Origin of the sequence: Priestia sp. FSL W8-0524 (assembly GCF_038005965.1) — a bacterium.
GTDB lineage: Bacteria > Bacillota > Bacilli > Bacillales > Bacillaceae_H > Priestia > Priestia zanthoxyli.
This window is the reverse complement of sequence record NZ_JBBOUG010000001.1, coordinates 588168-602878: the sequence shown is the minus strand read 5'-3', so window position 1 is coordinate 602878 and position 14711 is coordinate 588168. Positions and strand designations below refer to the sequence as shown.

The window sequence follows — 14711 nt, the reverse complement described above, 5'->3', positions numbered from 1 at the left end:
CCTTTTTTGTAATCGTTTTCTTTTTTTATTTCTTATCTTTCAAAAACTGAATGGCATCTCTTGTTTTGTCAATATACTCAATCGTCTGGTCGTACTGCTGCGCTGCAATACTTAAAAATAAAACATCAATCACATAAAGCTGGGCTAAACGAGACGATGTTGCTGCGCTTCGAAACGGCGCTTCTTGAGAATAAGACGTATACAAACAAATATCTGCTAAAGACGAAACGGTAGACTGTCCGTACTTAGTTAAGCTAATCGTCTTTACTCCGCGATTTTTAGCTAAAGATAAGACGTTGCTTACTTCAGGAGTCTCTCCTGAAAAAGAAATACCCACAACTACATCGTCTTTACTTGCATTTGCGATGAGTGTAGCTGCTAAATGGCTATCCGCAAAAGCCGTCGCATTTTTATTAATTCGAAGAAATTTTTGCTGCGCATCTATAGCAATAATATGTGAAGCACCAATTCCGAAAAAATGAATGTTTTTTGCTCCAATCAGCGCCAAAACAGCCCGCTCTACTTCTTTATAATTCACAAGCTCAGCCGTATCACTTAGACTTTGAATGCTGTTGCTTGCCGTTTTTTTGACAATAGATTGAATTGTTTCATTTGTTTCAATGTCACGGTATCCTTGTTCTGTATCTTTAGCTAAATCACCGGCTACTCTAACCTTTAATTCTTGAAAGCCGCTAACCCCGATAGATTTACACAAACGAATAACAGCAGCACTGCTCGCATTCGCTAGTCTTCCTAGTTCCCCAGCCGTACTGTTTACCACAGTATGCGGGTTGTTTAAAATATATTCAGCAATTTTCCGCTCCGAATCTGGAAGCTTAGCCACCGTGTTTTTAATCATTGTTAATCCGCCTGTTGACATCGTTTCTCTCCTTTATACGTAATGTTCAATCGCTTTTCTCACATACCCCCCCGCATTATTCAGTAACATCTTTGCGGTGTCGTAATTTTCATTTGTTTTGATCATAACCACTGCTGTTTTTACCTCATTATTTGCTTCTTCAAGCGTTTGACTTGCTCGCTCGTAAGAAACACCTGTAATTTTACAAATAATACCTATCGCTCGTTCCTTAAGCTTTTCATTACTCACATGAACATCTATCATTAAATTTTCATATGCTTTTCCTACTTTAATCATGGCCGCGGTAGAAATCATGTTGAGAATCATTTTATGAGCGCTTGCTGCTTTTAACCTTGTGGAACCTGTTAGCACTTCTGGACCTACTACTACCTCGATGCTATGATCTGCTTCTTTTCCAATAAGTGAATTACCATTGCAAGACAGCGCCACTGTTTTAGCTTTTACAGATTTTGCATATTTCAATGCACCAATCACATAAGGCGTACGTCCGCTTGCAGCAATTCCAATGACTGTGTCTCGTTCATTTAAATGTATTTTTTGTAAATCTGCTGCTCCCAATTCTTCTTTATCTTCTGCACCTTCAACTGCTTTCACAAATGCTTTTTCTCCTCCAGCCATCAGTCCCTGTACCTGATTGGGATTGGTACTGAAAGTAGGCGGGCATTCAACAGCATCCAATACTCCCAGCCGTCCGCTTGTTCCTGCTCCGACATAAATAAGCCGCCCTTCCTTTTGAAACGATTCGCTTACAAACTCAACTGCTACCTCTACGTCTGGAAGTACCTCTTGCACAGCCAGCGCCACTTTTTGATCTTCTTTATTCATTACGTTTAAAATTTCTTTTGTACTAGCCGTATCTATCTTCATGGTCTGCTCGTTTTGAGACTCTGTTGTTAATAACGTAAGCTGTTCATTCATCTTTTCGGCCCCTTTTTCATCATGTAGTGAAGTTATGGTTATTATAATTCGTTTAAAATATAATTTCAATAATTTATTTTATTTTTTGAAATTATATTTTAAAACAACATAAAAAAAGATTTCAGGCATATAGCTGAAATCCTTTTTTATGTCTATTTATGATTGTTGAGCAAATGTTAACAGATACTCATCTTGCATTAAAACTTCGTAATCTTTTTCACCATTTCTTACGACGTGTACAGGGACTGTTTTTGCCGGAAGTAATTCAACTGGCTCACGATAGCGTTTTGCTACTCCGTCAATAAGTTCGTTTACTAACTGCTCGTTACTCAGCTCACCCGCCTGATATTTTTCTGCAAGTGGTGTCATGACTTCCGCTAATACACTTGCATCGTTAAATCCTTGAATTTCGACTTGTACGACGTACGCATCATCTTCAGCACTATACGCTGCATCTTTAATGGTATATTTTGTAGATGAAAGAGCTTTTAGAAAAGCGCTGCTTACTTCGTTTAACTGCTCATCGGTTATATTTGAGCTCAATGATGATAAAGCCCCTTTAAAATTCGTTTCAAAAAACTCTACAAACGAACTCTTTTGGAACTCCCCTTTTTCTTTTACCTGTTTCTTATCTTGCTGATTCGGATGTTTAGCAACAAATTGATCTGTATTTTGATAAACAGTGGCTTGAATTAAAGCATCCACGTATTGTCCCGCTTCCTTGGCATAGGCAGCCTGCTTTTCTTTACTTGGCGTTTCGGTGCTGCTACCATTAGAAGCAGCAGCGGCTTTTGCTTCCACTTTTGGTTTTGTTACATTGTCTAATTGGTTATATGTATACGTATACGTTTGCTTAGACTTTGAGTTTTCTGTTTTTCCGTCTACTTTAACTGAATACGACTGATTTTTTACTACTTTCTTTATTTGCTTCGTTTCTTTATCAATTGTCACAATAAGCGAAAAATCTTTTCCTTTAATTTGGTCAAGGTCTACAGCAGTATCGCTGCCTTGATTTGTTATTTTATAATAAGCTTTAGCATCACCTGCTACAATTTTTTGCTTTTTGTCTTTGTCTCCGTTAAATGTTAATACATACTCTTTGCCTTTTTCGGTGACGTCAAATTCATTTGGAAGATTTTTATCATATTTTTGGTAGTAGCGTATTGGATTTTGTTGAAGCTCCCTAGCGTTATTAATTAAAGTCTTAACGTACTTTTTTTCTTCTCCCTGTACTTTTGTGCTTTCTTCTCCAGCCACAGCTAACGTTTCATCACCGTCATGATACATCTTCAATTCTTCGCCGTTCATTTTTGTGTGAATGTAACCTGCTTTACTTTTAAAATCAAACTCTTGTACTCCGTTGACTTTGTAATCAGACGATCCTTCTTCTTTCCCATTGACTTTCACTTGAACATTTTTCACCTTTTCTTGTGCTTCTTTCACGTCACCCGTTAATTCCTCTGAAGACGGCATCCCACATGCCGAAAGCAATAGAGCGAATGATAGTGCTAAGCCGGTATTCATTATTTTTTTCATCTAAGAAACTCCTTTTTAAATATTTTTCCAAAAATAAGAATCTATGTACTTAGTAAATACACATTTTTACCATTTGTGAAACTCAACTTTACTAAATTACCATATTTACATTTAAATGGTAACCAACAAAAGAAGGAAATTGAACAATAAAAAAGTCACGAATCCGTGACTTTTTTAACAACCTTCATAACTTATTTTTTGTTAGCGCCTTCATTTCAATCTCTTATAATTCCATTACTTGTCCCTATCAGTACTTCTTTACCTTGTTGATTTCGATACACTGATTTGATTTTCACTTTTTGAAAACCATCTGCTTTTTCTACTTCAGTTAATATACATTCACAGGTAACTGTATCTCCTGCAAAAACTGGACGAAGAAATTCACTCACCATTTCTCTTGCAATGTAGTTTAAGTCTCCCCCTATCTTTGTCCCAATACTAGCAGTCATAAGCCCATGTACCATTAGCCGCCCTTTTTCGTCACGTTCTATATGATGTTTGCCCCGGTCTCCAGTCATCTCCGCAAACTGCATGATTTCTTCCTCTTGAAACGTTCTTTGCCACGTAAATGTATCTCCTGCTTTACATTCCATCTTATCCCTCCCCTTAAGATTATGACTTTACTTTTTAACTATATCACAAAAATGAACAGTCATTCATTTTCACATCAAAAAAATAGCAGAATAAATATATCCTGCTATTTCTGACAAGTAGGACAGTAATAAAGCCTTCTAGAAGCAGCTTGGACTTTTAGAATAGGCGTGCCGTCAATTCGACAAGCTTCTCCTTCACGGTTAAAAACCCAGTGGCGGTATGCAGAGCGCTTTTGCCCTTTCTTTTTTAACGATTCAGCAAGCTTTACATCATTTGTAATGCCACCTGTTTTATAGGACTGTTTTACAAGAGAAATGGTTGCTTCAGCTGCCTTTTTAAGCTGTTCTTCCGTGCAGTCTATGGGACGAGCTGCAGGGTTAATTCCCGCTACAAATAGGATTTCACTGCGCAAGTAATTGCCAATCCCAGCTATAAAGCTTTGGTCTAGCAGCAGCGATGCCCACTTTCTACGATAAAATGGTTTAGAATAAAAACGGTCTAAAAGCTCACCTGCCGTTACTTCTTCACTTAAGATATCAGGACCAACCCTTGATACAAAAGGATGAGCAGGAACTTCTTCATCACGCAATACTTCAATATCAGAAGCGCTATAAAGCAGCGCTGATTTTTTTTCATTATGAATTGCAAGGCGCAGCTGTCTGTTTGTAGATGGATAATTGTAAGATGAACGAACATACCATTTTCCATAAAGCTGATTATGTGAGTAAATGGTATAGCCGTTGTCAAAACGAATAAGCATAGCTTTTCCTTTTGTATCTACTCTCTCAATACGAGCTCCTGTTAATACTTCTTCATAATGTTGCAAAGATGGAAAAGCAAACCATATCTCGCGAACAGGAAGACCGATAATCGCTTTTTCCACTTCGTCGGCTGCTCGTCTAATTTCTGGACCTTCTGGCATATAATGAAACTCCTTTCTTGCCTAACTTTCTTCATTTATTATTTCGGTTTTATTTCTGCTTTGCAAGAAAGAAGCGGCTGCGCCCTTCTTTTGCTAAAAGAACCTTTAAATTATGCATGACGTTTACTCTTATAGTAAAATGTTGATACCTTTTTTACTTTCTATAGTGTTTATCTTACTTCCTTTGACTTATACTAGTTGGTAACCTTTTAGAAACTTGTTAATTACTTAGCATGAGGAGTTTATTATGAATAATCAATCATTTTCTCCACTATCAGCCGCTGAGATGGCTGTTATTTGGAAGCAATATATGAACGATAAAGCGATTTCTTGTATGCTCAAACAATTTCTTTGTCATGTAGACGATTTAGAGATTCAAAAAGCGATTCAAGGTACACTGCATATCACAACAAAAAACAGTGATGCGCTCACTGCTATCTTTTTAAAAGAAAATATGCCAATCCCGCTTGGTTTCGGAGAAGAAGACCTTGACGCTGAAGCTCCAAAATTATTTTCGGATTCTTTTTATTTGCTTTATTTAAAGCATATTTCAAATGTCCTTCTGCTGTCAGCAACTACGGGCGTCGATGTTGCCGCAAGAAATGATGTACGATCTTTTTTTCGCAGCTTGCTGTTAAAAGCAGAAAAGCTTAACCAAACGATTACAGATTTGTTGTTAGAAAAACAAATTTTTATAGAACTGCCTCCCATTCCTATTGCAGATGCGTCTGATATGAACGATAAAGAACTCTTCTTAGGAAGCTATTTTGATGAAAAGCGGCCGTTAACCGTCATTGAAATTTCTCATATCGTGTCAAGCATACAGACGAACTTAATTGCAAAGGATTTAATTTTAGGGTTTGCTCAAACAGCTCCTTCTCAGGACATTCAGGCTTTTTTATTAAAGGGTAGAGAGCTTGTGCAGCAGCATATTGAATCCCTGTCACAACCGCTAATGGTAGAAAACATACCGGTCACAATGAAGTGGGATTACGGAGTAGAAAAGTCTTCTGTTCCCCCATTTTCAGAAAAACTCATGATGTTTCACCTAGCTGCGATGATTACTGAAAATGTACGTGGCTACGGGCTTGCGATGTCAACAAGCCCCCGTTTAGATCTCGCTTTAAACTATACAAACTTCACGACTGAAATTTTGGAATATGCCAAAGAAGTATCAAGAATAAGTATTGAACAAGGATGGCTAGAAGAGCCTCCGCATATTCCATTTCCCAAAATTCACTTGGAATAAAAATAAGCTCGCGCTAAAGCGCGAGCTTATTTTTTAGATTCTCTCCACAGTAAATAAAGAAAATACGGAGCGCCGATAATGCCAATGATTAATCCGGCCGGAATTTCAATCGGAGGAGCAATTCCTCGCCCAATCAAATCTGCCGCTAGTACAAACAAAGCTCCAAGTAAAGCGGCTGTAGGAATCAGTTGTTTATGTCTCGGTCCCACTAACCGTTTGGCCACATGAGGAATAATAAGCCCGACAAAGCCAATGGTACCAACAACCGATACAACGGCAGCCGTCATTGCCACTGCGCTTGCTAGTAATACTAGACGAATTAGCTCTACTCTAGCCCCTAGCCCCCTAGCCACTTCATCGCCTAAATGAATTAAATCTAACCGAGCAGCTAACAGCCAAATCAGCGGTACTAGTATAACGACCCACGGAAGTAAACCAATCAATTGATCCCATGTTCTTCCCCATAAGCTGCCGCTCAGCCAAATGAGTGCTGCGTTTACGTTTGGATTTGCTTTTGAAATTAACAAGTGAATACCGGATGAACAAAAAGCGCTGACCGCTACACCTATTAACGCAAATCGAATAGGTTCTACTCCTTTTTTATAAGCAAGCAAATAGACTATTACGAAGACAAAGGAGCCTCCTGCAAACGCAGCGACTGATAAAACAGACGGACTTGCTAAAGGCAGTAAAATAGTGACTGCAACAGCAGCTAACCCTGATCCGCTTGAAAGACCTAATGTATCGGGACTAGCGAGCGGATTTCTCATAATAGACTGTACGACGACTCCGGACACAGCTAGGCCGATCCCGGTTAAAATAGCCAGCAAAATACGAGGCAGGCGAAATTCTACCAAAATAGACGTCAAGTCAGGATCGCCAATGCCAATAAAAGACGTAATAATATCTAAAGGAGGTATGTTAATGTCTCCTAAGCTCAGGCTTATCACGCTCAGCGCTATAATTAAGACAGAAAGAATGATAAACAGGCTGACAGACTTGAATCGAGATGGCTGCTTTTTTGTTTTATTGACAGTCTGCATATATACTCATGCCTTCCTTTCTGTTTTTTTGCGTCTCGCTAAGTAAATAAAGTACGGTGTTCCAAGCAATGCTGTTACTGCACCTACAGGGGTCTCATACGGGTATGTAATAAATCGCGACAATACGTCTGCTAATAGCAGTAAAGATGCTCCAAGCAGCGCGCTCATTGGCAAAACAACTCGGTAATCTACACCTATTAAATAGCGCACCATATGAGGAACAACAAGCCCTACAAATCCAATAGGACCCGCAATCGCCACTGAAACACCAGCTAATACAATCACAACAACTGCAGTGAACGCTCTAATGGCAAAGACTCGCTGCCCGAGTCCTCTAGCTACATCATCTCCTAAAGATAGCAAAGAAGACGCTCTTCCCAGACCAAACGCAACAAGCAGACCTACAATGCTAAAAGGAAGCAACACGTGAACATGTCCCCAGTCCCGCCCAATAACTGAGCCGGTGAGCCAGAACATAACGCCTTCTGTTTTGCTTTCATTAAAAATTAGCAGCGTTTGTGTAAGAGACATAAGCATACCTTGTATAGCGACACCCGTTAAAGCAAGCTTTACATCGCTGTCTCCTCCTTTAATCAACGAACTCATGACGTAGACAATAACAGCAGCAAAGGCGCCTCCTAAAAATGCTCCAAACACCCCGCCAATCATGCTTACACCTGGCACTAAAACCGTTAAAAATACCATTGCCGCTGATGCCCCGGCATTAATACCAAAAATACCAGGAGAAGCTAATGGGTTTCTAGTTAATGCTTGCATCAACGCTCCGGCGACAGCCAAATTAGCACCAACAAATGCCGTGACCAATAAGCGAGGCAGGCGGACAGTTTGAATAATCGATTGTTCTTTTGATCCGTCAAAATCTAGTAAAGCTTGCTTAATCGTCCCAAAAGAAATATGTATAGAACCGATGGAAATAGATAAAAACATAGAAATCAGTAAAAGAATGATAACAGCAAGAAAAATAGCTGTTATGCGAAGTGGAGATTTGTTTCTTTTGGATAAACCGTGAACAGCTTTCATAGTAGACTGCGCCTCCTTCCATTTGAAAGTTCAATAAAAAGAAAAAAACAACCCCGCTGGATTGTTCTTTTCTTCGTTATTATTTGCCTTCAAATAATAACTTTTCTGCTTCATCTGCAATACCATTTGCACCTTGTACACTTCGGCGAAGAGACCATTTAAATACATCAACTTCATACACTTGATTATTTTTAACCGCTTTTAGCTCTTTCCATAATGGCTGTTTTGCTAAAGGCGTATGACCTTTTTCATTTCGCATAACAATGAGTTTGTCTGGATCTGCTTTTACGAGCTGTTCCATTGTCATTTTTACACTGTACTCTTTTGTAGGATCTGTTAATGCATTTTTGAAGCCTAATTGCTCAAGAACACCCGTTGTAAAGAAATTTGAAGTTCTAGCATTAATATTACCATTTGCATCAGCGATAACAAGTACATTGCCCGGATTTTTTGGCGCTTTTGCTTTTAAATCTTTCATTTTTTGCTTATGCTCTTCTACAACTTTTTCAACTTTTGCCTTCTTGCCAACCGCTTCTCCTACTTTTAACTCCGTATTTAGTAAATCATCGTAATTAGCATTTAAATTTTTTAATTCAATTGTTGGCGCAATTTTCGATAATTCTTTATATACATTTTTATGACGTTCTGAATCAGCGATAATCAAATCTGGCTTCAACAGTTTAATCGACTCCAAGCTAGGCTGTGCTCGCGTGCCAACTGATTTGTATCCTTTGATTTCTTTTAGTACATCTTTATCAATAAGCTGTTCTGCTTTATCATCATCAGCTACTCCTACAGGTTTAATACCAGCATCTAACAATGCATCAATAAAACCTAACTCTAATACAACTACTCGCTTTGGATTTTCTTTTACTTTTGTCTCTCCAAGCTCATGTTTAACCACTCTTGTTTTTTCATTTTTTTCATCGGCTGAATTTTCCTTGTTCGTACTGCTGCAGCCGATAAGCATTCCGATTGCCAGCATTGTAATAAAAGCCAGCAGTCCTATTTTTTTCTTATTCAAATGTCATTCCTCCTGCTTGTATCTTTATGTAGATAATTGACTCTTGAAACTGATAATCGTTATCATTATATCAGTTTTATCTATTTAAACAAGCTGATTCGTTATTTTTTAATTAAAAAAGTTATACCCATTCTATTAAAAAAGAAATTGCTACATAATGAAACCCATCCAATCAACAGCTAGAAGCAACTCAACATATGAAACCTACGTTCACCTTAACCATAAAAAATCCGAACGATTCATCGTTCGGATCTTCCTACAATTAAAATACTTTTGTCCCAACCTCTTTTTTTAGTAGACTTCTATGAATATGGGGTAATCGGCGGCAGTTCACTGCTAAGATACCATTTACCTATGTCACGAAGCTTGTAAGCAACAGGATCGTGTAAGCTAATTGTTCGTGCGTTGCGCCAGTAGCGATCAAATTTGTACTGATCAGACGTGGCCCTAGCACCCATCCCATCAAATATAGTGGAAGTAATATGTAAGGCTGTTTTGGCAGTAAACGTTTTAGCCATCGCAATGGCGACTCCACAATCGCCACGCTGCTGTTCCGTTAGCGCATCTTCTTTTGCCCATGCACGATCAAATTCTGTAACAGCTTTTTCTATAAGTGCTGAACAAGCATGAAGGTTTAAACTCATTTCACCGTATTCCTGAATAATATAAGGATCTTGCTCCGCTGCTTCAACACCTGAACTTAGCCACGGTTTTGTATGAGCCTTCAGATAAGCTTTTGATTCTTCCAAAGCGCCTTGAGCAATACCGTACAATAAGTGAGTGAGCATAAGCTGAGCTAAATGTGTTCGTACCGTAGGAAAAACCTTTTGCTCTCCATCTGCTTTATGCAATATTTCTTCTTCATAAACGATAACACCTTCAAACTTTACACTTCCGCTGTCCGTTTGACGCTGCCCAAATCCGTCCCAATTATCTTCAGTAACGATTCCTGCTCTATGAGTAGGAAGTACACATAGCAATACCTCACCGTTTTCTTCTTGAGCCGATACTAACAAACGATCGGAATCCGTTGCCCCCGAACAAAAACTTTTGCTTCCGCTGAGCATTAATCGTCCGTTTTCTCGAACTGCTTTCAACCCTGAATCTCTAGGATTAAAGGCATTGCCCCAAAAAAGCTGCTGAGCTGCTGTTTCTTCGTAAAAAGTTTTGTACTGCTGAGTACTTCCGAACAGAAACGTCGAACAAACCGTCAAATAATGATACCCCAACAAGTGTGCAAGTGAACTATCTGCTTTCGCAATGATATTCACGACTTTAAAAACAATCGGCCAGCCGGCTCCATAACCTCCGTATTCTTTAGGAATGGGGAGTGCTAAAAGACCGCTTTTTCTAAGTAGATTACGCTCATATAGAGGCGTTCCACCTTCTCTATCTCTTTTTGCGGCTGTTTTGAAAAACTCTTTAGCCAACTGATTAGCCAATTCAAAGATTTTCTCTTGAGACGCTGCAACCGTTTGTGTGTTGTTCATGATCCCCCTCCTTTCTCACCTTTTAGCGGGTGCTTTATCATTCACTTTCACTTCACCAAATGGACTGATAAATGTGCGCTCGTTCTCATTTTGCTTACGCTGAACTGGAAGTCTTGGAAACAAAAGCTCTGCTGTTCGATATGCTTCTTCTAAATGAGGATATCCAGATAAAATAAATGTTTCGATACCTAACTCAGCATATTCTTTGATTCGCTGTGCCACCGTATCAGCATCCCCTACTAAAGCAGTCCCTGCGCCTCCTCGAACTAACCCTACACCAGCCCATAGATTAGGGCTTACCTCTAAATTTGAACGGTCGCCTTGATGCAAGGCGCTCATACGTTTTTGACCTTCTGAATCCATTCGAGAAAATACTTTTTGGGCTGATTTAACGGCTTCTTCATCTACATGTTGAATCAGTTCATCTGCCGCTTTCCAGGCTTGTTCTTCAGTTTCACGAACAATGACATGAAGCCTGATGCCAAATCGAATTTCTCTTCCTGTCTGCCTAGCTTTTTCTTTCATTCGTTCAATTTTTTCTTTTACTTGCGCAGGTGGCTCTCCCCAAGTTAAATAGACGTCTATATGCCTTGAGGCAACGTCCATCGCTACAGGAGAAGAACCTCCAAAATAAAGCGGAGGATACGGTTTTTGGATCGGCGGATAAAGCACGTCTCCACCTTTAACACTCAAGTAGTCTCCGTCGAAGTGAACATCGGATTCATTTAATACCCTTCTCCATATCGTTAAAAATTCATCTGTCAGCTCATAGCGGTCGTGATGGTTCAAAAACACCCCGTCTCCTTCTAGCTCCACAGGATCTCCTCCTGCTACGACATTAATAAGAAGCCTTCCTTTAGAAAAGCGGTCAAATGTTGCCGCCATTCTTGCGGCTTGTGTAGGGGACATTAAACCGGGGCGTACCGCCACTAAAAACTTCAGATTTTCAGTGACTGGCACTAAAGTAGATGCAGCAATCCACGCATCCTCGCATGACTTTCCCGTCGGAAGCAAAACCCCGCTATATCCTAGCTCATCCGCAGCTTGTGCAACTTGTTTGCAATAAGAATAGCTTGCAGCCCTGGCTCCTTCATGGCTTCCTAAATAACGTCCATCTCCGTACGTTGGAATAAACCAAAATAACTCCACTTCTATTCGCCCCTTTTGAAAGCTACAAAAAAAACTCCGTTATTACAAATAAACTGCAATAAGGAGCCTCAGTTGTCTGATAGCTTCATTTTTTACTATTTTTAAATCAAGCATACGGATTAGGTGTAGGGTACTGCTGATTCAACACCCAGTTCCCAACCGTTCGAAGCTTGTATTCAGCTGGATTATGAAGAGTATGAGTTCTTACATTACGCCAGAATCGGTCGTATCCGTATTCAGCATGAACCGAACGCGCTCCCATAACTTCGAATATCTTACTTGTGATATCCAGTGCAGCATTACCAGCGAAAACATTGGCAGCCGCTACGTGAACTGCTAGATTTCCACGTTCTTCTTCCGTTAATTTTCTGCCTTTTTCCCACGCTTCATCCAATATGAGAGCTGCTTCATCTGCAAGTGCACTGGCTGCTTTCGCTTGAATCCAAAGTTCACCGTATTTTCGCAGTATACCTGGATCATCCGAAGCTTTTTCTACCCCTGATGTTAACCAAGGCCGTGTTTTAGAAGCCGTGTAGTTTTGTGCTTCTTCAATTGCTCCAAAAGCGCTTCCTATAAAGACATTCGTTAAAATAATTTGCGACAGCGAGGCTCCAATAGTTGAAAAAGGAGTAGGATTTTCAACAAAATCTTGAACCACTTCATATTCTTCTATTCGTACATTTTTAAAATCTACATTTCCACTTCCCGTCTGTCTTTGTCCCATCGCATTCCAGTCATCCTTGACGGTAATGCCTGTTCTCGCAGTAGGCACGACTCCGTTTAAATATTGCCCCGTTTCTCTATCATTAAACGATAGCCATAAGTACTGAGAATCAGGTGAACCAGAACCGAAAGCTTTTGTTCCATTTAATAGATAACCTTCTGATTGCTTATCGCCTTTTAGACTTTCTACTAAAGGATTAGAGGCATTTCCCCAAAAAGCTTGCTGCTGAACAGATAAAGGATAAAAATAAGCCTGCTGTTCTTCTGTACCTTTGATTCGAATATCTGAGACAAACAAGGAGTGATAGCCGTATAAGTGGCCTAATGCTGCATCGCCTTTGGCCAACTCTCGAACAATAGCCAAAGCTGTTGACCATTTCCCGCCTTCTCCGCCATATTTTTGAGGAATTAATAAATTTAACAGCCCGCTTTGGCGAATAGCATCTTTTTGCTGCTTGGGTGTTCCGCCTTCTTTATCTCTTTGCGCTGCATCCTTTGCAAAAGAAACGGACAGCTTTTTTGCTTGATCAAGATAAATTTCTTCCTTTACAGTGGTCGCGGTCATGTTAAACTCTCCTTTTGGCTCGTCTTTCGATATCGAGCGCCATAGTGTTCATCAGGCAAGAAATGTGATTTTTTAAATAGCTTTTCTCTATAAGTTCCTTCACTGTAATCCATTTTGAATAAATCTCTTTCCTGCAAAACAGGAATCACTAAATCAATAAAATCAGCAAACGTTCCCGGTGTGGTCACATAAGCCATATTAAACCCATCCATGCCCGTATCGTTTATCCATTCTTCCATAAAATCAGCTACTTGTTCTGGACTACCCACAGTAACTGGGCCCATCCCTCCGATACTGACAAATTTCACTACTTCTTCTATCGTCCACTTTCTATCGGGATCACTTATTGTAAATTTCTCTAAAGCAGAACGAACCGAATTCGTTGCAATAAATTCAATGAGCTGTTCTGGCTCATAGGCAGAAACATCAATTCCCGTCCAGCCGCTAAACAGCGTGGCTGCTCCTTCGAAATTGACATAGCTCTCAAACTGGGCAAGCTTTTCCTCCGCCTCTTTTTCAGTTCGTCCAACAATTGGTGTAAATAAATTGAAAATTAATACGCTCTGTGGGTCTCTGCCTTCTGCAGCAATTTGAGCGCGCATTTTTTTCACGTAATCTGCGGCTACTTTTTTAGTAGGAAAACTTGTAAAGATACATTCAGCGTGTTTGGCAGCAAATTCTCTTCCTGGTGCAGAAGCTCCTGCTTGGAATAAAACTGGAGTCCGCTGCGGTGAAGGTTCTGATAAATGTACGCCTGGAACACTAAACCACTTCCCTTTATGATTAATCGGATGAACCCGGTCTGGAAGTGTAAAAATTCCTTTTTCTTTATCTTTTACAACAGCTCCTTCCTCCCAACTTCCTTCCCACAACTTATAGCAGACTTCTAAAAATTCATCGGCAATATCATAGCGGGTTTCATGCGTAAAGTGTTCTTCTAATCCTAGATTGATTGATCCACTTTCAAGGTATGAAGTCACAATATTCCATGCAATACGGCCATTTGTTAAATGATCCAATGTCGAAAATTTTCGCGCAAACGCATAAGGCTTCTCATAAGTAGTAGATACCGTTACCCCAAACCCTAAATGCTTTGTAGCATACGCCATAGCGGAAATAAGTGCAGTTGGTTCATTCACCGGAAGCTGAGCAGCTTGTTTAAGAGCTCCTTCGTTACTTTGCCTATAAACGTCATAAATGCCTAATACATCAGCTAAAAACAAACCGTCAAACTTTCCTTTTTCCAATAGCTTAGCTAACTCTACCCAGTAATCTAACGTTTTATATTCGGACGCCTGATCACTTGGGTACGTCCATAAACCAGGTGTCTGATGTACAACACAATTCATATCAAACGCATTTAAATAAATATGTTTCCCCATAGAAACCTCCAAAACTAATTAAATACATAAATTAACTAAGAATTAAGACTGTTTGGAAGCAATCTTAAAACATATTCTTCCAGAGTGTCAATGAAACTTCTTCCCTTATAACGAAACATAAATGAAGCTATTACTAATACTGAATTAGGATTTCTTTAAAGGTTATTGACTTATTATTCTAATAACTAAAAAACA

General features: G+C 39.5%; 13 protein-coding genes. 1 reads left to right on the top strand and 12 read right to left on the bottom strand.

Annotated elements, in window-relative coordinates; all coding sequences use genetic code 11:
* Positions 1-25 precede the first annotated feature (25 nt).
* From NST66_RS03025 to nei, 5 genes are all read right to left on the bottom strand, one after another.
* Positions 26-880 carry a MurR/RpiR family transcriptional regulator gene (locus NST66_RS03025; protein WP_033578150.1) on the bottom strand — a complete coding sequence of 285 codons (855 nt, stop codon included), beginning with the start codon at positions 878-880 and terminating at the stop codon, positions 26-28.
* 12 nt (positions 881-892) lie between these two features.
* On the bottom strand, positions 893-1798 hold the full coding sequence (gene murQ, locus NST66_RS03020) for an N-acetylmuramic acid 6-phosphate etherase (protein ID WP_028412145.1): 906 nt from the start codon (positions 1796-1798) through the stop codon (positions 893-895).
* A 156-nt stretch (positions 1799-1954) separates the two neighbouring features.
* Positions 1955-3334: a DUF6612 family protein gene (locus NST66_RS03015; protein WP_049163018.1), complete on the bottom strand. Its 1380-nt coding sequence runs from the start codon at positions 3332-3334 to the stop codon at positions 1955-1957.
* A gap of 215 nt (positions 3335-3549) precedes the next feature.
* Positions 3550-3927 (bottom strand): FAS1-like dehydratase domain-containing protein, encoded by a 378-nt coding sequence (locus NST66_RS03010; RefSeq protein ID WP_013055587.1) that lies wholly within the window; start codon positions 3925-3927, stop codon positions 3550-3552.
* Between the two features lie 104 nt (positions 3928-4031).
* Positions 4032-4850, bottom strand: a complete 819-nt coding sequence (gene nei / locus NST66_RS03005) for an endonuclease VIII (RefSeq protein WP_028412142.1) — start codon at positions 4848-4850, stop codon at positions 4032-4034.
* Between the two features lie 247 nt (positions 4851-5097).
* Between nei and NST66_RS03000 the strand changes: the two genes are divergently transcribed.
* A complete protein-coding gene (locus NST66_RS03000; protein ID WP_033578148.1) occupies positions 5098-6099 on the top strand; it encodes a DUF3231 family protein in 1002 nt (333 codons plus the stop codon).
* Positions 6100-6125: 26 nt separating this feature from the next.
* On the opposite strand, the gene NST66_RS02995 is transcribed toward NST66_RS03000, so the two are convergent.
* The 7 genes from NST66_RS02995 to NST66_RS02965 all read right to left on the bottom strand — a co-directional run bounded on the left by NST66_RS02995 (position 6126) and on the right by NST66_RS02965 (position 14516).
* Positions 6126-7142: a FecCD family ABC transporter permease gene (locus NST66_RS02995; RefSeq protein ID WP_049163015.1), complete on the bottom strand. Its 1017-nt coding sequence runs from the start codon at positions 7140-7142 to the stop codon at positions 6126-6128.
* A 6-nt stretch (positions 7143-7148) separates the two neighbouring features.
* Positions 7149-8183 (bottom strand): FecCD family ABC transporter permease, encoded by a 1035-nt coding sequence (locus NST66_RS02990; RefSeq protein ID WP_049163013.1) that lies wholly within the window; start codon positions 8181-8183, stop codon positions 7149-7151.
* A gap of 79 nt (positions 8184-8262) precedes the next feature.
* On the bottom strand, positions 8263-9207 hold the full coding sequence (locus tag NST66_RS02985; protein ID WP_028412138.1) for an ABC transporter substrate-binding protein: 945 nt from the start codon (positions 9205-9207) through the stop codon (positions 8263-8265).
* Positions 9208-9509: 302 nt separating this feature from the next.
* Complete coding sequence (locus NST66_RS02980; RefSeq protein WP_049163011.1) at positions 9510-10697, bottom strand: acyl-CoA dehydrogenase family protein; 1188 nt, start codon at positions 10695-10697, stop codon at positions 9510-9512.
* Between the two features lie 15 nt (positions 10698-10712).
* On the bottom strand, positions 10713-11846 hold the full coding sequence (gene ssuD, locus NST66_RS02975; RefSeq protein WP_340843054.1) for an FMNH2-dependent alkanesulfonate monooxygenase: 1134 nt from the start codon (positions 11844-11846) through the stop codon (positions 10713-10715).
* A 106-nt stretch (positions 11847-11952) separates the two neighbouring features.
* Entirely contained in the window at positions 11953-13134 is a 1182-nt protein-coding gene (locus NST66_RS02970) for an acyl-CoA dehydrogenase family protein (protein WP_176344604.1), read from the bottom strand.
* Complete coding sequence (locus tag NST66_RS02965; protein WP_034269593.1) at positions 13131-14516, bottom strand: LLM class flavin-dependent oxidoreductase; 1386 nt, start codon at positions 14514-14516, stop codon at positions 13131-13133. The genes NST66_RS02970 and NST66_RS02965 overlap by 4 nt, the downstream gene beginning before the upstream one ends.
* Between the last annotated feature and the right edge of the window lie 195 nt (positions 14517-14711).